General features: G+C 69.2%; 17 protein-coding genes and 4 pseudogenes. 14 read left to right on the top strand and 7 right to left on the bottom strand.

The genetic code is table 11. The features are described 5' to 3' along the window. Window positions 1–75: 75 nt before the first annotated feature. Together ACZ6D7_RS26660 and ACZ6D7_RS26655 are read right to left on the bottom strand one after the other, a co-directional pair. Window positions 76–498: an SRPBCC family protein gene (locus tag ACZ6D7_RS26660; RefSeq protein ID WP_469495614.1), complete on the bottom strand. Its 423-nt coding sequence runs from the start codon at window positions 496–498 to the stop codon at window positions 76–78. Window positions 499–558: 60 nt separating this feature from the next. Next, entirely contained in the window at window positions 559–1569 is a 1011-nt protein-coding gene (locus tag ACZ6D7_RS26655; protein ID WP_469496203.1) for an aldo/keto reductase, read from the bottom strand. 143 nt (window positions 1570–1712) lie between these two features. On the opposite strand from ACZ6D7_RS26655, the gene ACZ6D7_RS26650 reads away from it, so the two are divergent. From ACZ6D7_RS26650 to ACZ6D7_RS26615, 8 genes and pseudogenes are all read left to right on the top strand, one after another. Then, the gene (locus tag ACZ6D7_RS26650; protein WP_469495611.1) at window positions 1713–2627 is read left to right on the top strand and encodes a LysR substrate-binding domain-containing protein; all 915 of its coding nucleotides are present in this window, start codon (window positions 1713–1715) and stop codon (window positions 2625–2627) included. 242 nt (window positions 2628–2869) lie between these two features. Next, a pseudogene (locus ACZ6D7_RS26645) lies at window positions 2870–3196 on the top strand (molybdopterin cofactor-binding domain-containing protein); the annotation flags it as partial. A gap of 118 nt (window positions 3197–3314) precedes the next feature. Further along, window positions 3315–3818, top strand: coding sequence for a molybdopterin cofactor-binding domain-containing protein (locus ACZ6D7_RS26640; RefSeq protein WP_469495608.1), 504 nt, complete (start codon window positions 3315–3317; stop codon window positions 3816–3818). A gap of 60 nt (window positions 3819–3878) precedes the next feature. Next, window positions 3879–4829: pseudogene (locus tag ACZ6D7_RS26635) on the top strand (XdhC family protein). Window positions 4830–4845: 16 nt separating this feature from the next. Continuing rightward, window positions 4846–5511 (top strand): NAD-dependent epimerase/dehydratase family protein, encoded by a 666-nt coding sequence (locus ACZ6D7_RS26630; protein ID WP_469495605.1) that lies wholly within the window; start codon window positions 4846–4848, stop codon window positions 5509–5511. Between the two features lie 224 nt (window positions 5512–5735). Next, a complete protein-coding gene (locus tag ACZ6D7_RS26625) occupies window positions 5736–5930 on the top strand; it encodes a hypothetical protein (RefSeq protein ID WP_469495604.1) in 195 nt (64 codons plus the stop codon). Between the two features lie 172 nt (window positions 5931–6102). Further along, window positions 6103–6309, top strand: coding sequence for a hypothetical protein (locus tag ACZ6D7_RS26620; protein ID WP_469495601.1), 207 nt, complete (start codon window positions 6103–6105; stop codon window positions 6307–6309). A gap of 316 nt (window positions 6310–6625) precedes the next feature. Next, a complete protein-coding gene (locus ACZ6D7_RS26615) occupies window positions 6626–7348 on the top strand; it encodes a dienelactone hydrolase family protein (RefSeq protein WP_469495598.1) in 723 nt (240 codons plus the stop codon). Between the two features lie 327 nt (window positions 7349–7675). Here ACZ6D7_RS26615 and ACZ6D7_RS26610 read toward each other — a convergent pair. Further along, window positions 7676–7792, bottom strand: a pseudogene (locus ACZ6D7_RS26610) (IS5/IS1182 family transposase); the annotation flags it as partial. A 559-nt stretch (window positions 7793–8351) separates the two neighbouring features. Between ACZ6D7_RS26610 and rph the strand changes: the two are divergent. Next, the gene (rph, locus tag ACZ6D7_RS26605) at window positions 8352–10949 is read left to right on the top strand and encodes a rifamycin-inactivating phosphotransferase (protein ID WP_469495595.1); all 2598 of its coding nucleotides are present in this window, start codon (window positions 8352–8354) and stop codon (window positions 10947–10949) included. Between the two features lie 168 nt (window positions 10950–11117). Here rph and ACZ6D7_RS26600 read toward each other — a convergent pair whose 3' ends face one another. From ACZ6D7_RS26600 to ACZ6D7_RS26590, 3 genes are all read right to left on the bottom strand, one after another. Further along, window positions 11118–11762: a dihydrofolate reductase family protein gene (locus ACZ6D7_RS26600; protein ID WP_469495592.1), complete on the bottom strand. Its 645-nt coding sequence runs from the start codon at window positions 11760–11762 to the stop codon at window positions 11118–11120. 619 nt (window positions 11763–12381) lie between these two features. Beyond that, complete coding sequence (locus tag ACZ6D7_RS26595) at window positions 12382–13974, bottom strand: ABC-F family ATP-binding cassette domain-containing protein (protein WP_469496201.1); 1593 nt, start codon at window positions 13972–13974, stop codon at window positions 12382–12384. A 344-nt stretch (window positions 13975–14318) separates the two neighbouring features. Further along, on the bottom strand, window positions 14319–14972 hold the full coding sequence (locus ACZ6D7_RS26590) for a TetR/AcrR family transcriptional regulator (RefSeq protein ID WP_469495589.1): 654 nt from the start codon (window positions 14970–14972) through the stop codon (window positions 14319–14321). Window positions 14973–15163: 191 nt separating this feature from the next. Between ACZ6D7_RS26590 and ACZ6D7_RS26585 the strand changes: the two genes are divergently transcribed. Then, a complete protein-coding gene (locus tag ACZ6D7_RS26585) occupies window positions 15164–15553 on the top strand; it encodes a VOC family protein (protein WP_469495587.1) in 390 nt (129 codons plus the stop codon). Window positions 15554–15746: 193 nt separating this feature from the next. Further along, a pseudogene (locus tag ACZ6D7_RS26580) lies at window positions 15747–15971 on the top strand (ATP-binding cassette domain-containing protein); the annotation flags it as partial. Between the two features lie 146 nt (window positions 15972–16117). On the opposite strand, the gene ACZ6D7_RS26575 reads toward ACZ6D7_RS26580, so the two are convergent. Then, window positions 16118–16534, bottom strand: coding sequence for a hypothetical protein (locus tag ACZ6D7_RS26575; RefSeq protein WP_469495585.1), 417 nt, complete (start codon window positions 16532–16534; stop codon window positions 16118–16120). A gap of 569 nt (window positions 16535–17103) precedes the next feature. On the opposite strand from ACZ6D7_RS26575, the gene ACZ6D7_RS26570 reads away from it, so the two are divergent. The 3 genes from ACZ6D7_RS26570 to ACZ6D7_RS26560 all read left to right on the top strand — a co-directional run bounded on the left by ACZ6D7_RS26570 (window position 17104) and on the right by ACZ6D7_RS26560 (window position 19225). After that, window positions 17104–17412, top strand: a complete 309-nt coding sequence (locus ACZ6D7_RS26570; RefSeq protein WP_469495583.1) for a hypothetical protein — start codon at window positions 17104–17106, stop codon at window positions 17410–17412. Between the two features lie 5 nt (window positions 17413–17417). Continuing rightward, complete coding sequence (locus ACZ6D7_RS26565; RefSeq protein WP_469496199.1) at window positions 17418–18365, top strand: amidohydrolase family protein; 948 nt, start codon at window positions 17418–17420, stop codon at window positions 18363–18365. Between the two features lie 380 nt (window positions 18366–18745). Then, on the top strand, window positions 18746–19225 hold the full coding sequence (locus tag ACZ6D7_RS26560; protein WP_469495580.1) for a hypothetical protein: 480 nt from the start codon (window positions 18746–18748) through the stop codon (window positions 19223–19225). The last annotated feature ends 132 nt before the right edge of the window (window positions 19226–19357 follow it).

Below are 19357 nucleotides of genomic sequence, written 5' to 3'. Positions count from 1 at the left end.
ATCAGTGGCCACGCTGAAAACGCTCACTGAGCGCCGCCAGTACCCACGGGCGGCGCTCGGTGATGCTGTTCTGTTTCAGGCGCTCATGGTCTTCAGGAGTGCGGCGAGGCCGTCGACGTAGATGCCGTGGAAGAGCTCCTCGGCGTCGGTGTCGGTGACACCGACGGGGGTGAACGTGCCGGACCATTCGACGCGCGAGACGTCGGGGCGGCCGGGGACGGCGTGCACCTGCAGAGTGGACAGGTAGCCGGTCACCGGGAACGGCGCCCGCTCGATGGCGTAGGAGTAGCTGCGGGCATCGTGGTCGAAGGCCTGGAGGCGTTCGACGATGACGCCGCCGTCCTGGTTGGTCAGACGGCGTACGCGGCCGCCTTCGCTCAGCTCGCTCTCGGGGATGTAAGGGAGCCAGTCGGGCAGGGATCCGAAACCGCCGATGAGCTGCCAGACGCTGTCGGGGCTCTGCGGGATGTCGAGAGATGCGGTGGTGGTGGTGGCCATGGTGAGTGCTTCCGTGCTTCCTGCTGTGTGCTGCGGTGTGCCGTGCTGTGCTGCGGTGTGTCAGGCGGTGGGGGTGGGGGCGTCGGCGGCGATGAGCTTTTCGTCGCGCAGGGCGGTCCAGAAGGCGGCCGGGACGCTCTCGGCGAGGGCGGCGACGTCCTCGGCGATGCGGCTGGGCCTGGTGGCGCCGGGTACGACGGCGGCTGTGGCGGGGTGGGCCAGTGCGAACTGCAGTGCGGCCGCCTTGATGCTCACACCGTGTTCGGCGGCCAGTGCCTTGATCCGTTCGACCTTGGCGACGATCTCCGCCGGGGCCTCCTGGTACTCGAAGTGCCGACCGCCGGCGAGGACGCCGGAGCTGTACGGGCCGCCGACGACCATGTCGACGCCCTGCTCGGTGGCGGCGGGCAGCAGGCGCTGCAGGGACCGGTTGTGGTCGAGGAGGGTGTAGCGGCCGGCCAGGAGGAACGCGTCGGGCCGGGGCTCGTCCAGGTCGAGGGTGAGCTCGATCGGCTCCACACGGTTGACGCCGAGGCCCCACGCCTTGATGACGCCTTCGTCACGCAGCCGCTGCAGGGCGCGGAAAGCACCGGTGCGCGCGGTCTCGTAGACGGCCAGCCAGTCGTCGCCGTGGAAGTCCTGGGCGACGTCGTGCACCCAGACGATGTCGAGGCGGTCCGTCCTCAGGCGGGTGAGGCTGTCCTCGATGGAGCGCAGGGTGGCGTCCGCCGTGTAGACGTCGATCATCTTGTTCGGGCGGCCGTGCTCGAACAGGCCGCCCTTTTCGCCCAGGTCTCGGGCGGCGGGGTCCTCCAGCTCGTCGAGGATGACACGGCCGACCTTGGTGCTGAGCACGAACTCGTCGCGCGGCCGGCCGGCCAGCACCTCGCCCAGGCGGATCTCGGACAGACCGGCGCCGTAGAACGGGGCGGTGTCGAAGTAGCGGATGCCCTGGTCCCAGGCGGCTTCGACGGTGGCCGCGGCCTCCTCGTCCGGGATGCTGCGGAACATGTTGCCCAGCGGTGCGGTACCGAAGCCGAGGGTGCCCGGCAGAAGGGACTTGATGCCCATGAGGAAGATCCTTCTCTCCATGACGTGACGCGTAGTTCGGGAGGGTTTTTCCGCTCCGCGTCTCTTGCCCTGTCGAGGTTAGGATCGAGGGATAAGACTGTCCAAGACTTGCTTGGACACACTTGAGTCCCGAGAGGTCTTACATGCTTGACCTGCGACAACTCCGATATTTCGTGGCCGTCGCCGAAGAGGAACACGTCGGCCGGGCCGCCGAACGCCTGCACATCTCGCAGTCGCCGCTGAGCCGGCAGATCGCCCAGCTGGAGAAGAACCTGGGTCTGACGCTGTTCGAGCGCAGCCAGCAACGCCTCCGGCTCACCTCCGACGGCCGCGTCTTCCTCACCGAGGCCACAGCCCTGCTGCGGCACGCGGACCGACTGGAGAACCTGGGCCGGCGCCTCGGCCGGGGCGAAGAGGGCGGCCTGTGCGTGGGGTACGTGGGCGACGCCATGCACACTGGCCTCCTGCCCCAGGCCCTGCGCGCGCTGCAGGACGAGCGCCCCGGAATCCATGTCGCCCTCTACGACCTGACCTCTCCACAGCAGTTCGAGGGACTGCGCCAACGCAGCCTGGACATCGCCCTGGTCCCGGAGGCACCGTCCGAGACGGACCCGGACCTGCGCTGCGCCCTCCTCCTCGAGGACCCTCTGCTCCTGGCCATGCCGAGCAGCCACTCCCTCGCCGACGCGACGGAGATCCTGCCCGAAGACCTGGACTCCCAGCCGTGGATCGCCATCGAGAACAGTCAGGACCATGCCTGGCGGGACAATTTCGTCGCGTACTGCGCCGCCGCCGGGTTCACCCCCGACATCCGACTCGAGGCCCCGGAATCCCTCACCGCACTCGGCCTCGTCGCGTCCGGGCTCGGCACAGCGTTCGTACAGAAGAGCATGCTGAACGGCCACACACCAGGCATCACGGTCCGCGAACTCCCCTGGTTCCAGAGGTCCGTGCGCCTGTGGGCTGCCTGGCACCAGATCGATCTCCGCCCGGTCGTCGCCTCGTTCCGCGAGACCGTCCTGAACATCGGAAAAAACGAGCGGGAACTCACTGGCTGAACCCGCGAAACCCGCGAAACCCACGGCACAGACGGTGTCGAGGAACTGAGTGCCGAGGCCGCTCAGCCGTCAGGCGTCCCATGGCGTCGGCCTTCGGACAGCGCCGAAGAAGTGGTGCCGACCTCGTCCACACACACCCGGCAGCACAGACCCAGGGCGGCTTCGACTTCCAACCATGAGGCTGCAGAAGCGGGAGTTCGGACGGTGAGTAGTGGCTGGTAGAAGCCGCTGTCCGCTGGCTTGTGCCAGGCGAGGTCCGTGAATCCGACTTCGCTGACGAATTCCGTCAGTTGCTGTCGGGTGAGCGCCCAATACGTTGTCCGGCGCCTGCGGACAGTCCACGTGCCGTGCCGCGGCTGGAGCTGGAAGTGGTACGGCTGCACGCCGACGGCCGGGCGGTGATCCGGTCGGGCACCCAGGACATCGGCACCGGGATCGTCACCGTCCTCACCCAGGTCGCGTGCGAGGTGCTGGGGCTCGAGCCCGACCAGGTGAGCTGCGAGATCGGTGACACCGCCCTGCCGGAGGCCGGACCGACCTTCGGGTCCTCCTCGACGATGGGCGTCGGCGCCGCCGTGATGGCCGCTGCCAAGGACGCGCCGGCGCAGCTGCGCGACCGCTCCGGGCACGCGGTGCCCGGGCACGCGGTGTCCGGGCACGCGGTGGAGGAAGCGCCTCACGGCGGCGATGGAGGCCGCCGGTGTCCAGGAACCGGTCGGCGTCGGCTCGTTCGCGCCCCAGGACAGCGAGTACGCGCTGCACACCTTCGGCGCGATCTTCGTGGAGATCGGCTTCGACCCCGAACTCCGGATCCTGCGCCTGCGCCGTGCCGTCGGCCGCTACAGCGTCGGGCGGATCGTCAACCCGCGCATGGCGCGAGCGCAGATCCTCGGCGGCATCGTCTGGGGCTGGGGCAAGGCGACCATGGAGGGCAGCGGCCAGGACGAGCGCCTGGGACGCCGGCTGTCCAAGAACCTCGCCGGCGTCGCGCTGCCCGTCAACGCCGACATTCCCTCCGACCTCGACGTCGCGTTCGTCGACGAGGTCGACGAGCACGCGAGCCCGATCGGCGGCAAGGGTATCGGCGAGATCGCCGCCACCGGCGTCGACGCGGCGGTGGCCGACGCCGTCTTCCACGCGACCGGAAGGCGCATCCGCGACCTCCCGATCACCCCCGACAAACGCGTCTAGCCCGCCGTGAGCCCGCCATTAGCCCGCCGTGAGCCCGCCGTCGAGCTGTAGGAGCACTCCATGCGTGAGATCGCCCAGCGACTCGGTGCCTGGCACCGTGCGGGGGTGCGGTACGCCCGGCCACCGTCATCGGCGTACATGGCAGCGCCTCGCGTCAGGCGGGCGCGGCCATGGCCGTGGCCGAGGACGGCGAGGCGGTGGGCAGCGTGTCGGGCGGCTGCGTCGAAGGCGCGGTGTACGAGCTGTGCCGCGAGGTGACGGAGACCGGCGTGGCGGTGCGCGCCGGCTTCGGCCACTCCGACGACACCGCGTTCGCCGTCGGCCTGACCTGCGGCCGCACCGTCGAGGTCTTCGTTCAGCCGTCCCCTCCTCCGCAGGTCGTCGAGGCGGTCTCCGGCGCGTCTTCGGTGGCCGTGGCCCATGTGCTGGACGGCTCGGGCGCGACCCTCGCGGTCCGGCCCGAGCGGGTGTACGGCACCACCGGACCGGCCGATATCGACGCCGACCACGCGGCCTCGGTCGCGGCCATCGGCACCTTCCTGGGGTTCCGGGTCACGGTCTGCGACGCCCGCCCGGTGTTCGCCACCGAAGGCCGGTTCCCCGATGCCGACAAGGTGGTCGTCGACCGGCCGCACCGCTACCTGAAGTCGGACCGAGGTGGATTCCCGCACGGCTGTCGTGGTCCTCACCCACGACCCCAAGTACGACGTACCGCTGCTCGAGGTCGCTCTCCGGCTGCCTGTCGGTTACGTGGGCGCGATGGGATCGCGCCGCACCCATACTGAGAGACTGGTCGGACTGCGCGAAGCCGGGCTGACCGACGAGGAACTCGCGCGCCTGCGTTCCCCCATCGGCCTCGACCTCGGTGCCCGCACGCCCCAGGAGACCGCCGTGGCGATCGCGGCGGAGTTCATCGCCGTACGCCACGGTGGCACCGCCCTGCCCCTCGGGCGGCTCGACGGCCCCATCCACCACGACCGCACGGCGTCCGCCGCCGCGGTTCGGAACTGACTCGTACGGAGTAGACGTGAAGATAGTTCTCTTCGGGGCATCAGGCATGGTCGGACAAGGCGTCCTGCGCGCATGCCTGGAAGACCCCGAGGTGACCGAGGTCATCGCCGTCGCACGACGACCACTCGGCAAGAACGCGCCGAAGCTTCGCGAAGTGCGGCACGCCGACTTCTCCGACCTCACCCCGATCGCACCGGAGCTGTCAGGGGCGGACGCGTGCTTCTACTGCCTCGGAGTGTCGTCGGTGGGGCACAGCCCCGAGGAGTACGAGAAGATCACGTACGGCTACACCCTGGAGGCCGCGCGAGTGGTGGCGGCCGACAATCCACACGTGACATTCGTGTACGTGTCAGGGGAAGGCACCGACGCCACGGAGCGGGGGCGCGTCTTCTGGGCCCGGGTGAAGGGCCGGACGGAGAATGCGCTGATGGCGATGGACATGCGCACGTACGCCTTCCGTCCCGGATGGATCCAGCCCGTCCACGGGGAGACCTCCGGAACGCGGTGGTACCGCCTGGCCTACCGGCTCACGTCCTGGCTCTATCCGCTCCTGCGCCGCGTGGTGCCTCGCTACGTGACCAGCACCGAGCACCTCGGGCGGGCGATGATCGCCGTCGCCCGGCTCGACGGTTCCGGACCCCGCATCCTGCGGACGGACCAGATCACCCGGATCGGGGCGTAGAGACGTTCGGGGTGTAGAGACGTTCGCGGTGTAGAGATACTCGGGGTGTAGAGATGTTCGGGGTGTAGAGACGCTCGGGGCGTAGAGGCGTACGGAGCAGCAAGGACCGCAGGCCGGCCGGCGGGAATCACCGGAATCCGGTGAGGACCTTTCACCTGCCCGGCGGCAACCCTGAACCAGGGGCGTGCAGTGATGGCGCCGCGGCCTGCGAAGGAGATGTCGCCGTGAGTATCCATACGTCAGTCACCGAAGCGGAGGCCGCCGACCGGCTCGCCCTCCGCGAACTGGTCGACGCCTACGCGCACTGCGACGACCGGCGTGACGCCAAGGGCCAGATGGCCCTGCCGTGCCCCGCCCGCTCCCGTCCGCGTCGTCGTCCCCGCCGAGCACCAGCGCGGAAGCGAGCGCTCCGCCCATGACGACGACGGCCACGGCGCCGATGGCGAGCCCGATACGGCGGCGCCGGCCCGGCGGCTCGGCGGCCGGGTGCGCCTCCGCCGTACTCATCCCCCTTACCGCCTTTGCGGCCTCCCCATGGGGCTCCCGGCTTCCGGTCCGGCCTGACCGTTCCCGGGCTCCCAGCAGCAGCTCATGAAGTCGGCGACCGCCCGGCTCGGACCGCAGGGAGTCTTCACCGCGTTCACCGCGTTCTCCTGCCTCCACGTCGTCCCGCTGCCCCTGGCCGAGCGCTTCCGCCGCCTGCTGGTCGAACTGTTCGAGGAGGTTGTGCCCAGCCGGACCATCTGGCGCAACGCCCCTCCGGCCTTCGCCCTCCACGCCCGCAGACCATGTACGTGAGCCCGCGCTGCAAAGGAGACGACCCAGTGCGGCCCGCAGGCTAAGCCAACGGCAAGGGGAGGCACTCTCCTCCCAGACCCGACCTCCTGTGCCCGATCAGGTTCTATGTGGTGAGGCGGCATTCGGCCACGGAGCCTCCGCAAAAACCCGTTGGCGGGCCACGGCGACCGTTGCTAATCTCCCGGAAGCCGTGCGAGTGAATGAGGAGGTGGTACCCGTGAACGCAGTATCGACATGGGTGCTCTCCTCCGGGGTCACGGTCGGGCGATAGGTCGTCCGGGAGCGCCGTTCAAGAGCCCTCCCGAAAGGCACGACCGTGCAATTCACTTCTGAACAGCGCCTCGATGACGGCGTCCTCGAGCGCGAATTCACCCTCGGCGAGATCCCCGGCACCCTGTGGACACCTGGATCCGCACCGGCCCCGCTGGTCCTGATGGCCCACAACAACGGCCTGCCCAAGGCGGAACCCCGGCTGGTGGCCCGGGCCCGGTACACCGCGGCGCGCGGCTATGCGGTGGCCACCATCGACGCCGCTGGGTGCGGTGACCGTCCTCGTTCCGCCGCCGACGAGCAGGCCCGCGCCGACCTCCGGCGGGCGATGCAGGCCGGCGAGCCGGTCGACGAGATCTTCGAGTCCTTCATCGGCCCGCTGGTCGAAAATGCGGTCCCGGAATGGCAGACCACTCTGGACGCCCTCCTTGAGCTGCCCGAGATCGGCGGCCCGGTCGGGTACTCCGGGGGGTGGACCGCCCTCGGCATTCGGCTGGCGGTGGTCGAGCCGCGCATCGCGGCCGCAGGCTTCTTCGCCGGGGGGTACGTGCCCCGTGCCCAGCGCGAGGAGGCCCGGCAGGTCACCGTTCCGCTGCTGTTCCTGCTGCAGTGGGACGACGAAGGGAACCCCCGGCAACGGGCCCTGGACCTGTTCGACGCCTTCGGCAGCAAGGAGAAGACGCTGCACGCCAATCTGGGAGGGCACACCGGCACCCCGTGGTTCGAACTGGAGGACGGGTGCCGGTTCTTGGACCGACACCTGAAGTGAGGCCGGGTCGTCTGGCGGGCAGCAGACGGTAGGCGGTGTCGGCCAGGATGGCGCTCATCGAGGACAGGTCCGGGCCCTCCTCGATGGCGGTGGCCGGCAGATGTACAACCGCCCCGATCGCGGCGGTACCGGCCATCGGCGGTACCGGCCGGTCGGGGCGGCGCTCGGCAGCCAGCAGGCGGCACCAGGTACGCATCATCGCGGCGTTCAGCATCCCGCGAGGTCCGCCGCTGGGCTCGGTGATCCGGCTGGCCTCGGTGAACAGGGCCTCGGCGGCGGCCCGGTACGCGGCGACGAAGAAGTTGTCCTTGGTCTTGAGACCGTGCCCTATGTGGCGAGGCGGAGAAGCCGTTTGTAGCAGCAGAGGGTGGCGGCGAGACCGAGAAAGGCCAGGGGTCGGGTTGTACGGCAGCGGCGAGAAGGTCGTCGCCCGGCTCGCCGGTGGGAGCGAGGGCGGCTTGTCGAGACGGGATCGGACGGCGTCACCGGTCCGTGAGCGGGCGGCGAGCCTCCGCCTGGGCCAACGACGCCTACCCGTACGCGGCGCGCCACTGCTTCGCGAGAAGCCTGTCGGTTCCAGCGGACTGCAAAAGGCAAAGGAAATAGGAATAGGCAAGGAGATCTCTCTCCTTGCCACTCTTAACGTATAGCCCACTGGGGGGCTTGCGGCAAGGCCCGGGTGGTGGCGCAAAATCGTCGGCCGAGGCCACAACCTGCGGAAATGAGGGCACGACGTGCGTGTGTTGACGTATGGGGGACGCGGTGACGTCGAACCAATGGTGGGACTGCCCGGGGTGGGACTGGCAGTGCGATCGCGAGCGCTCGGGGCGGTGGTGTGGGGGTGCGCGCCGCCCGACCGGGCGGAGCGGTCGGGCGGTGCGTCAGAGGGCGGGCAGCCAGCGACGAGGACGTGCCGGACAAGAGGTTCGACAGAGCTGGAGGCGCCGGTGATTCGATCGGCCGGTGCAGTGCAACGGGACACGGCTGCCTCAGAGGTATCGCGATGATCGAGCAGTACGTGTGGGATCTTCAAGAGGTCGACGAGACGCAGGTCGCGGTCGTCGGTGGCAAGGGCGCGCACCTGGGCGGGCTGTCGCGGATCGAAGGCATCCGCGTGCCGGCCGGCTTCTGCGTGACGACGGACGCCTTCCGGCGGATCATGGCGGAAGTGCCGTCGATCGACGATCGGCTCGATCAGCTGTCACGCCTCAACCCGGACGACCGGGAGGTGATCCGCACGCTCAGCGCGCAGATCCGCCGGACCATCGAAGGGATCCCCATCCCGGGCGATCTCGCGGCGGCGATCATCCGCGCGCTCGCCCGGCTCGGCGAGCAGGCCGCCTACGCCGTCCGATCCAGCGCGACGGCAGAGGACCTGCCGACGGCCTCCTTCGCCGGCCAGCAGGACACGTACCTGAACGTCGTGGGGCCGGCGGCGATCCTCCAGCACGTCAGCCGGTGCTGGGCCTCGCTGTTCACCGAGCGGGCCGTGACCTACCGTCAGCGGAACGGCATCGACCACCGTACGATCCACATGGCCGTGGTCGTGCAGCAGATGGTCTTCCCGCAGGCGGCCGGCATCCTGTTCACGGCCGATCCCGTCACAGGCAACCGGAAGGTCGCCACCGTGGACGCCGGCTTCGGCCTCGGCGAGGCCCTGGTCTGCGGCCTGGTCAACCCGGACGTCTTCAAGGTGCGACACGGCGAAGTCGTCGCCAAGGCGATCGCCGTCAAAGAGCGTGCCGTTCACGCCCTGCCGGCCGGCGGTACGCAGGAAGTGGCGATCGACTCGCAGCGGCAGGAGCAGCCGGCGCTGACGGATGCGCAGGTGGTGCGGCTCGTGCAGCTCGGGCGGCGGATCGAAGCGCACTTCGGCAGCCCGCAGGACATCGAATGGTGCCTGATCGATGATGACTTCCAGATCGTTCAGAGCCGGCCGATCACGACGCTGTTCCCCATCCCCGAGACCGGCGACCAGGAGAATCACGTCTACGTCTCCGTTGGTCATGGGCAGATGATGACCGACCCCATGAAGCCCCTGGGGCTCTCCATGTGGCAGCTGACGGCGATGGCGCCGATGCACGAGGCCGGCGGGAGACTGTTCGTCGACGTCACCCCGCGCCTGGCCTCGCCCGCGAGCCGCGCCGCCCTCCTGGACGTCATGGGGAGAGGCGATCCGCTGGTCAGGGACGCTCTGGAGACCGTCCTGGACCACGAAGACTTCGTCCCGTCGCTCCCGGACGCGGGTCTCGGCGGGCCGCCGGTCGGCCAGGCATCCGTCCCGATCGAGACCGATCCGGCCATCGTCACCGAGCTGATCGAGCGCAGCCAGGCGTCCATCGCCGCCCTGGAGCGCGACATCCGGACGAAGACCGGACCGGCGCTGTTCGACTTCCTGCTGGATGCCTTCGAGGAGCAGAAGCGAGTCCTCAGTGATCCGCTGAACCTTCAGGCGATCATGGCGGGAATGGAGGCCACGTGGTGGCTCAACGACAAGCTGTGGGAGTGGCTGGGCGAGAAGAACGCGGCTGACACTCTCACGCTGTCCGCCCCCGGCAACGTCACGTCGGAGATGGGACTGGCGCTGCTCGACGTCGCGGACGTGATCCGCCCGCATCCGGAGGTGGTGGCGTTCCTGCAGGGCGTCGAGGACGAGGACTTCCTGGACAGGCTGGCGAAGCTCGCGGGCGGGACCGAAGCGCGCGACGCTATCGAGGCCTACCTCGACCGGTACGGCATGCGCTGCGTCGGCGAGATCGACATCACGAGGCCGCGTTGGCGCGAGCGCCCCACCACGCTCGTGCCCGTGATCCTCGACAACGTCAGGAACTTCGAGCCGGGCGCCGCCGAGCGGCGCTTCGAGGAAGGCCGGCAGAAGGCGCAGAAGAAGGAACAGGACGTGCTGTCACGCTTGCGAGCCCTGCCGGACGGGGACCAGAAGGCCGACGAGGCCAAGCGGATGATCGACCGAGTCCGAACCTTCATCGGGTACCGGGAGTACCCGAAGTACGGCATCGTCAGCCGCTACTTCGTCTACAAGCAGGCGTTGCTGGAGGAGGGCGAGCGCCTCGTGCAGGCAGGCGTGCTTCCTGAGCAGGAGGACATCTTCTACCTCACGTTCCAGGAGTTCCACCACGTCGTGTGCTCGAACCAGGTGGATGACCAGCTCATCCAGCAGCGCAAGGACGCGTTCCGGTCGTACCACGCGCTCACACCGCCCCGGGTCCTCACATCGGACGGCGAGGCCCTCACCGGGGCGTACCGGCGCGACGACGTGCCGGCCGGTGCCCTGATCGGCCTCCCGGTGTCCGCCGGGACCATCGAGGGGAGGGCCCGCGTCATCCTTGACATGGCGGAGGCCGATCTCGAGGCGGGCGACATCCTGGTCACGACCCACACGGACCCCAGCTGGTCGCCGCTGTTCGTCGCAGTCGCGGGCCTGGTGACGGAGGTGGGCGGCTTGATGACCCATGGCGCAGTGATCGCCCGGGAGTACGGCTTGCCGGCCGTCGTGGGCGTGGAGCAGGCCACTCGGCTGATCCGGGACGGGCAGCGGATCCGTGTGCACGGAACCGACGGGTACGTCGAGATCCTGACTTGACCGACAACACCGAGAAGGACCATCCGGCCCATCCGTAGCGTCCGGCTAGAACCACGCCAAGCAGTTCGTGACCCCTCCACGACCCGCCGCCCGCAACGCGCACACGCGCACACGCGCACACGCGGATGCGACCGGGAACGACACGGACGCACCTGGCGTGGGGCGGCTTCAGTCGTCGCGCCCCAGACCGCGATCGGGTGCGCTCATGTCCCCCGTCCCGGGCGTGCCGTCGGCGAGCCCGTAGCGCAGGTACACGGTGCCCTTCGGACCGGCTACCGGCGGTTCGAGGAGGGTGACGTTCGTGGGTACCGCGCCACCGTCGAACACCTTCTTCCCGACGCCGAGCACGATCGGGTGCACCCAGAGGTCGAGACGGTCGAAGAGCTTCTCGCGCAGGAGGGTCTGCACCAGGTTCAGGCTCCCGACGACCTTCACGTGCTCGTGTCTGTCACGGACCTCGCGCACCGCGCCGGCCAGATCCGGGCCGAGCTGCGTCGACCCGGCCCACGAGAGGTCTGGCCTGCCGCGGGAGGCCACGTACTTCGGGACGCTGTTGAAGAGTGTGGCGATCTCGTTGTCCGCGCCGCCCTCCTGGTGCGGCCAGTAGGCGGCGAAGATGTCATACGTCCGCCGACCGAGCAGGAGGGCGTCCGTGCCCTCGTACGCGGCACCGACCTGCGCCCCGGCGACCTCGTCCAGCAGGGGCGCCTGCCAGCCGCCGAACGGGAACCCCACCGGGTCCTCGTCGGGGCCGCCGGGCGACTGCCCGACGAGGTCGAGGGTTGCGAACAGCTCGATGTGGATGAGACCCATGCCTTACTCCCGATTCGTTGTCTCGGTCGGGAGGTGGACCTGTGGGCGACGGCAGACTCATCGCTGCGACGGCACCCAGCTTCGTAACCGTCGACCGCCTTGCCGGGTGCATCGGTCACCATCCCGTCCCGCGGTCAGCGTCCGCGTCCTTGCGACGCCCGGCAGCGGGGCTCGACAGGTATGCCGTGCGCCGTGACCCAGGCGCGCGAACGTCCGGTTCCTCGAACAGCACATGCTGACCGACTTGAAGCGCGTAGCACGGTGCCCTGCTTACGCCGCCCCGCCGCCAGGCCGGAACGCTGCACCGGCACTCCCCACTCACGATAGATCACAGGCCGCCTCCATGCTGGGTGGCTGCCCTGCGTCCAGCGTCACTGCAGGTCACGGGCGCGATCTGCGGCTGTGGTACGGGTGACCCGAGTCGGAGATTCGTTGTCGCGACGGTATGCGTCGTCCGGCTCCGAAGGTTCCGCCGTTGTCGGTGACGGTGACAGCGTCCAGCGGGTGGTGCTGGAGGGCTGGGTGCGTCGCCGTACGACGGCTCAGGCTCGGTTCTGGCCCTGCGGTCGCGGATCTCTGAGCGGCCATTCGGCGTGGACGGTCGGGCGCCTCACGGTCGTCAGTTCTGGCGCGTCCTCTCGGCGGCCATGGGTAGTTCCAGGCGGGGCCCGTGGAAGCGTTCGCGCAGGAGCCGGTCATGTGTCACCACGACCAGCGTGCCGGTGTAGTGGGCCAGGGCTGCCTCGATCTCTTCCATCAAGGCGGGGGCCAAGTGGTTCGTCGGCTCGTCGAGCAGGAGCAGATCGAGTGGGCCGGCCGTCACGAGCCGGGCCAGTTCGAGCTTGCGGCGCTGCCCGACGGACAGGCTCCGTACGGGAACGGCGAGGTCGGCGGCGTGGAACAGGCCGAGCGCAAGGAGTGCGTCGGCGTGCTCGTCGGGCTGCCCCGCCCTGTCGGCCGCGAATGCCGCGAGCAGCGTTCGGGCATCGAAGGCGTCGTCGGGCGCGCTTTGCTGACGTAGGAATCCAACCTGGCGCGGTCGGCGCACGGTACCGGCGTCAGGCGTCAGTTCCCCTGCCAGCAGTTGGAGAAGGGTACTTTTGCCGACACCGTTGGGGCCGGTGACGAGGAGTCGGTCACCAGGGGCGAGGTTCAGGGACGGAACGTACAACCGCCCTTTGACCAGGACGCCTTCCAGGTGCGCTGCCGTTGATGTTTCCTCGGCGGTCGGCGTGCCTTCGACGCGGCCTGTGAACCGCAGTGGCTGCGGAGGTGGCGGCACGGGGTGCTCCGTGAGCCGTTGCAACCGCTCGCGTGCGTTCCGGATGCGGCTTTGTGCGCCGTGTGCCCGCGAACGGGCTCGAAAAGCGCCGGCGCCGCTGAACGCCCACGGCCCCTTGCGGGGGATCTCGGTCAGCAGCCCGATACTGGAGTCGGCGAGGTGTTCCTGTCGGGCGACCTCATTGCGCCATTGCTCGTGATCCCACACCCACCGGGCCCGGGCTGCCGCCTTGGCGGTGAGAAAGCCGGCGTATCCATTGCCGTAGCGCCGTACCGTGCGCTGATCGTGGTCCACTTCCAGGATGGTGTCGGTGACGCGTTCCAGGAATGCCCGGTCGTGCGTGGCCACGATGACCGTGCCCCGATGACGGCGTAGATGTCCTTCGAGCCAGGCCACGGCCTCGTCGTCCAGATCGTTGGTCGGCTCGTCGAGCAGCAGCAGCTCGGGGGACAGGGCCAGGGTCGCGGCGAGCGCGAGCCGGGAGCGCTGCCCTCCGGAGAGGGTGCTCAGCACACGCTCCCGGTCCAGTGGCGCGTGCTCGCCGAGCCGGCGCAGGCTCACCTCGACCCGGCGATCCGCTCCGTGCCCGCCCCGCGCATCGAACTCGGCCACCAGTGTGGCGTAGCGCTCGAACTCAGCAGGGCCTGCCGTGCTCAGTGCGGCCTCGGCGACACGAATACGGTGTTCCAGGGCGCGCAGTTCGCCCAGTACGTGATCCACGGCATCGCCCACGCGCGCCGAACCGGGCAGATCGAGAGTCTGGCGAAGGTGGCCGATCCCGCCCGGTGCCATGACGGTCAGGCTGCCGTTGTCGACAGGCTCCTGTCCTGCCAGCAGCCGCAGGAGCGTGGACTTCCCAGAGCCGTTGTCCCCGACGATCCCGACCTTTTCGCCCGGCCGGACAGTGAGAGACACGCGGTCCAGCACCATGCGGTCGCCGTAGCGCTTGGTCACCTCGGCAAGGGCGATCTGAGACGCGGTGAGAGGAGAAGCAGTGACGGTGGTGTCGACGGAAGCACAGTGCAAGAGCAGTCCTTTGCTGGGCGACAGGATCGTGTGGCCGGCAGAAGGAGCACAATCTGCCTGCCGATGAAAGAGAAGTTAGACGATACGGTCCGTCTCGTCAAGCGGGTCTTCCCCATCATGTCCTGCCCGGCGAGCAGTGAGTCGATCAGCTCCAGCTCGCCCGCGCGCCCCACGAGGTCTCCGGGGCCGTAAGCATCGGGCTGCGCGGGATGCCGCCGACTCTCGGATGTCGCCATGGGGCGAGACAGTCATGCCGTGGCGTAGTCGGCGAGTGAGGGCTCCAGTAGGCCGAAGGCGCTGTCCGCCTCCGCGGTGACGGTGGTGGAGATCCGGGAGCTGTCCTCGCCGGCGAGGGTGAGTTCCTGGATGCGCTGGAACAGGGTGCGGTGCACGGCGCCGAGCAGGGCGGCGGCGGCGCGGGGGGTGATGTCGTCCCGGGGTGTGCCGGTGGCCTGGGCCAGAGCGTCGGCCAGGGCTGCCTCGCGCAGGTCGTGCAGGTCGCGCAGGCGGGCGGAGAGGGTGGGGCTGTCGGCGATCATGCGGGCGAAGTCGTGACCGGAGAACCCGGCGACCGGTTCGGCGGCCCTGGCTGCATCGGTGAAGGTGCGGCGCAGTGCCGCCAGGGCGGACTCACCGGCCTGGCGATCGGTCACGGTGCGGGCCAAGGAGGCGATGAAGGCGTACTGGTGGTCCAGGGCCAGGTCTTCCTTGCGCGGGAAGTAGTTGGTCACCGTCTTCTTGGCGACCCGTGCGGCGGCGGCGATCTCGGCGATGGTGGTCTGCTCGAAGCCCTGGGCGATGAAGAGGCGGGTGGCGTGGTCGGAGATGAGCTGCCGGGTCTCCTGTTTTTTCGATTCCCGCAGGCCGGCAGGGGGTGCGGACGAGGTGACGTCAGTACTCATGGGGCAATCTTACACTCGTAGTATTTTTATGTTGACACCTTCGAGGTGGCTGGACTAAGTTTACGTCCGTCATAAATTTCCCATGGGGCGAGGAACGGAAGCGCCCTTGCCCGAACCCCGCATCACGGCGCGCGACCTCGACCGACCGGCACGCACCACTCCCCACCCCGAAACCCATGAGGAGAAACACCTTGCAGATCACCGCCTCCACCGTCTCGCTCACCGTCGATGACGTCGCCGCCTCCCAGCAGTTCTTCACGACCCACCTGGGCTACACCGAGCAGGCCGCCGCCGATGGCTTCGCCTCCCTGACCCGCCCGGATGCCGCGGTCGACATCGTCCTGCTCGCCCGCGGCATCCAGATCCTGCCGGCCGACCAGCGTGACCAGCACGCCTCCGGCCTGATCCTCGCCTTCACCACCACCGGCATCGAGGACGAGGAGAAGCGCCTGCAGGCCGCGGGCGTGGACATCACCATGCCGCTGCGCGAGGAGCTCTGGGGCGAACGGCTCTTCCAGATCACCGACCCCAACGGCGTGATCGTCCAGTTCGTCGAGTGGGTCGCACCGGCCGCTCCCTGATCCCACGCCGCCGCCGTCACGCCCTGCCCCCGCCCAGAGGAGACATCCCATACGACGCCCACTACCCCCTCGCCGGCCTCGCTGCGCCCCGCCCCGCACCGCACGCACGGAGACGTCATCGAACGACATCGACCGGCCCGGCCGAGAAAAGGGGGAACGGCATCACGCGTACGTCACAACTCACTCCAACCACATCACCAAGCGATACGGCGACCACGTCGTACTCGACCAGGTGAGCCTCACCGTCAAGCCGGGCGAGAAGGTCGGTGCCATCGGTGACAACGGCTCCGGAAAGTCCATGCTGCTCAGACTCATCGCACGGCAGGAGCGCTTCGAGACCGGCGAGTTGACCGTGACGGCGCCAGGCGGCACCGGATACCTGTCCCAGACGCTGCGCCTCCCGCTTCGAGCGCCAGTGACCAGCAGCAGCGTGAAATCTGCACGACGGTTGACACGGATGCAGGTTGGCTGTCACTCGATAGGCGGCCGTGGTGAGCAGGGCCGTGCTTTTCGGGCCGGTGCCCGGGTCGGCCGCCGGCGGCCCGGGCACTCGATTCTGGACGTCTACTCCATGAACTGGAAGGTCCATGCCTGGCGTACATCGTCTACATCGAGTGGCCTCAGGGCGATGCGGGGCGGGAAGATCCGCAGCAGGCTGAGGTCCAGGGCCAGCTCCTGGCCGTCGACGGGGCCTCCCGGGACGACGACGTGGAAGGTGTGCGGCTGCGCGCTCTGGTAGAGCGCCCATTCGCGCGGTTCGGGGTACCCGACGACCGGCTTGTTCATCTCCGGGTCACCGTCGAAGGCCAGATACGTTTCGCTCCTGAGATTGCGAATCGTGCAGTTGCCGTTGCTGAGTTCCTCCAGCTGCCACTCCTGCTCGCCGGGGTTGCCGGTGGGCGGCAGCAGCACAACGGGTGTCTTGGGTTCCGACGACCCGTCCTCCATCGTGAGCAGTTGCTCGCCGGGACGGGCGATCATGTAGGTTCCGTTCGGTACCAAAGCCGACTCCACTTCTGACGCGGGGCGCCCGCGAGGGACGCCGCCGATCGTTTGGACCGACGAATCCCTTCCCCGCCAACAGACGACGACGGTCGGGAAAGCATTGCGTCACCCTTCAGGAGCAGAGCGGATTCATCCCGATGACGTCCTGAACGACGACGTCGCCTGGCTCTCCCCGCTCAAGCAGGCGAGCGCAACGTGCTGGGCCGCTACAGCTTCCGCACCTCCAATCCGGCCGGCGGCGGCCTGCGCCCGCTGCGCAACCCAGCCGCGGACGAGCCGGACGGTGTTGACGGCGGCGCCGACTGAGCGGGTACCGCTGTGGCGGGAGGAGTGATCCGGACGCTGCGGTCGAGGTACAGACTGCAGGGTGCCAGACCGCCCGGCAGGGCACGCTACTCGTTGTGGGCGGGGACGGCGATCTCCACGCTCGCCGTGGCGGACCCGGCGCGCCAGGGTCCGTTCGGGGGCTGGAAGGCGGCGGGTGCGGCTGAAGTCGTCGACGGTGAGAGCCGTGCTGTGGGGAGTGGGGCGGCACCGTGGTCAGCATGGACCCGGCCGTCGGCGATCTCGACCGCGGTGACGTGCTGCTCGAGGACGGAGTGATCGTCGAGGTGGCCGAGCGCGTCGACGCGCCGGACGCCGAGGTGATCGACGCGACCGACCGGATCGTCATGCCCGGCTTCGTGGACAACCACCGCCACACCTGGCAGACCGTGTTCCGAGGCGTCGGCGCGGACTGGACGTTCCCCGAGTGGGCGGCGGCCATGCACGGCACGGTCAAACCCCACTACCAGCCCGAAGACGTCTGTGCGGGAACCTTCTCGGCCGCCTGGAGGCCCTGCACTCCGGCGTGACCACGATGCTGGACTGGTACCACGTCGCGCAGAGCCACGAGCACGAGGACGCCGCCGGCGCCGCGCTGCGGGACGCGCCGGGGCGGTCGATCTTCTGCCTCGGCGCCGGATGGGGCACCCCCGACCCCGTCGACGCCGACATCCGCCGCGTCCGCTCCGACCTGGCCGGGGACGGCCTGGTCACCATGGCGCTGGGGCTGCGCGGACCCGAGGTCACCAGCATGGACACCGTCGCCCGGGAGCTGAAGCTGGCAGCCGAACTCGGCCTGCGCACCAGCCTGCACATCGCCTCTGACGGTACGCAGCGCCCGGTTGCCGATCTGCGCGAGCACGGTCTGCTCCGGGACGCCACCACGTTCGTGCACGCCAACGGGATCAGCGACGAAGAACTGCGGATGCTCGCCGACGCGGGCAGCTCGGTGTCGATCAGCCCGGACGTCGAGCTGAAGATGGGGTTCGGAACGCCGATGACCGGCCGGGCATTGGCCGCCGGCCTGCGCCCGACGCTGTCCATCGACGACGTCCCGTCGGTCGGCGGCGACATGTTCTCCACCATGCGCACCGCCTTCGCCGTGCGGCGCGGCCTGGACGGCGGCCTGCGCTCCCGCGACCTGCTGGCGTTCACCACCGTCGACGCCGCCGCCTCGTGCGGACTCGATGCCCGAACCGGCAGCCTCACGCCCGGCAAGGACGCCGACGTCATCCTGCTGCGCGCCGACGACCTGACCGTCTTCCCGGTCACCGACCCGGCCGCCACCATCGTCAGCGCCGGCCACCCCGGTCTGGTGGACACCGTCCTCGTCGCCGGCCGCGTGGTCAAACGCGACGGCGTGCTCGTGGACGTCGACCTGACGGCCCTGAGAACCCGACTGCTCGCATCCCGCAACCGGATCGCGGCCGCCGCCGGCTTTCCGCTCGACGGCACATTGCGCCCACGGCCGGAATCGGAGTAACGGTGGCTGAAGGGCTCGACACCCGCGTCGGACGGGTGTGGCTGGGTGGCGGCCTGGCCGCGGTAGCAGCGCTGTTTCATCGTCGGCGCGGACGCCGACTTCTTCGGGCCTGGCGATTTCAACGGACCGGCCTTGGCGTGGGCGACAGTCGACAGCGCGCTGTGCGTGTGCCACCACGACCCCGGACCGAACAACACGGTCTTCGGGAACGTCAGGCCGGTGGCGTCTATTGACATCTGTCGGCGTACTCGTCGAAGTGCTCAACCAGGTACGGATGAACGTGCTCAGTTGCTGCGCTCCAAGCTGTGGGCTCCCACAGGGCCACCACAGGAATCTGCGCAGGGCTCGTCGTGCGAGCCGGAGCCACGGATGATCGACTCATGCGAGGCAACTTCGACGACGTCCCCATGGCCGTGCTTTTCCCACTCCTGTCGCCGGCTGATGTGGACTCTCTGGATCAGGCGGCCCGCTCGGTCGACGCGGCTCGTGCTGGTAGAGGCGCGGCGGATTGGGAGTGGTTCCCGGAGCACGCCGCCTTCCCAGGGGCGCGGGTGGGGACGCCGATCATCCTCGGACTGGATGTCATCGGGCACGCCGAGGGTGGCGAGCAGCTGGAGTTCCTGCTTCAGGTGGTGTGGACAGACGCGGGCGGGCTCGCGGTCGACACGGCTGTGAACGTGGCCTGCTGGTGCGAGACCGATCACGCCACGCATGACGTCGACGCCCTCAGGATCGTGGCCGCCGAGGAGGCCTTGTTGCCCCAGGCCTTCCGTGCCGGCGCTGAACGTCTGACCGGCTGGCTGGCAGATCCTCACGACGCGGACTACTGGCGGGCCAAAGCGGGGCTGTCTCCCCGGTGACCCGCCGATATGTTCTCCACATGGTCCGTGCCGCTGCAACGCCAGGCGGCGCAGGTGAGGGGCATCGCCGAGGCCTACGGCGTGAAGTCGGCCTGCCGCCAGGCCCTGGTCGCCTCCATCCTCGAACGCCAA

The sequence above is a fragment of the Streptomyces sp. NPDC041784 genome (genome assembly GCF_055591025.1).
The sequence above is the reverse complement of the archived record's forward strand: the minus strand, read 5'-3'. Positions and strand labels throughout refer to the sequence as shown.

Coding starts and splice junctions, on each gene's coding strand:
- ACZ6D7_RS26640 (WP_469495608.1), top strand. CDS start 3,315: ATGGAGGCCGCCGGTGTCCAGGAACCGGTCGGCGTCGGCTCGTTCGCG.
- ACZ6D7_RS26620 (WP_469495601.1), top strand. CDS start 6,103: ATGAAGTCGGCGACCGCCCGGCTCGGACCGCAGGGAGTCTTCACCGCG.
- ACZ6D7_RS26565 (WP_469496199.1), top strand. CDS start 17,418: ATGCTGGACTGGTACCACGTCGCGCAGAGCCACGAGCACGAGGACGCC.
- ACZ6D7_RS26595 (WP_469496201.1), bottom strand. CDS start 13,974: ATGGTGCTGGACCGCGTGTCTCTCACTGTCCGGCCGGGCGAAAAGGTC.
- ACZ6D7_RS26650 (WP_469495611.1), top strand. CDS start 1,713: ATGCTTGACCTGCGACAACTCCGATATTTCGTGGCCGTCGCCGAAGAG.
- ACZ6D7_RS26660 (WP_469495614.1), bottom strand. CDS start 498: ATGGCCACCACCACCACCGCATCTCTCGACATCCCGCAGAGCCCCGAC.
- ACZ6D7_RS26570 (WP_469495583.1), top strand. CDS start 17,104: ATGGACCCGGCCGTCGGCGATCTCGACCGCGGTGACGTGCTGCTCGAG.
- ACZ6D7_RS26590 (WP_469495589.1), bottom strand. CDS start 14,972: ATGAGTACTGACGTCACCTCGTCCGCACCCCCTGCCGGCCTGCGGGAA.
- ACZ6D7_RS26600 (WP_469495592.1), bottom strand. CDS start 11,762: ATGGGTCTCATCCACATCGAGCTGTTCGCAACCCTCGACCTCGTCGGG.
- ACZ6D7_RS26575 (WP_469495585.1), bottom strand. CDS start 16,534: ATGATCGCCCGTCCCGGCGAGCAACTGCTCACGATGGAGGACGGGTCG.
- ACZ6D7_RS26655 (WP_469496203.1), bottom strand. CDS start 1,569: ATGGGCATCAAGTCCCTTCTGCCGGGCACCCTCGGCTTCGGTACCGCA.
- ACZ6D7_RS26560 (WP_469495580.1), top strand. CDS start 18,746: ATGCGAGGCAACTTCGACGACGTCCCCATGGCCGTGCTTTTCCCACTC.
- rph (WP_469495595.1), top strand. CDS start 8,352: ATGATCGAGCAGTACGTGTGGGATCTTCAAGAGGTCGACGAGACGCAG.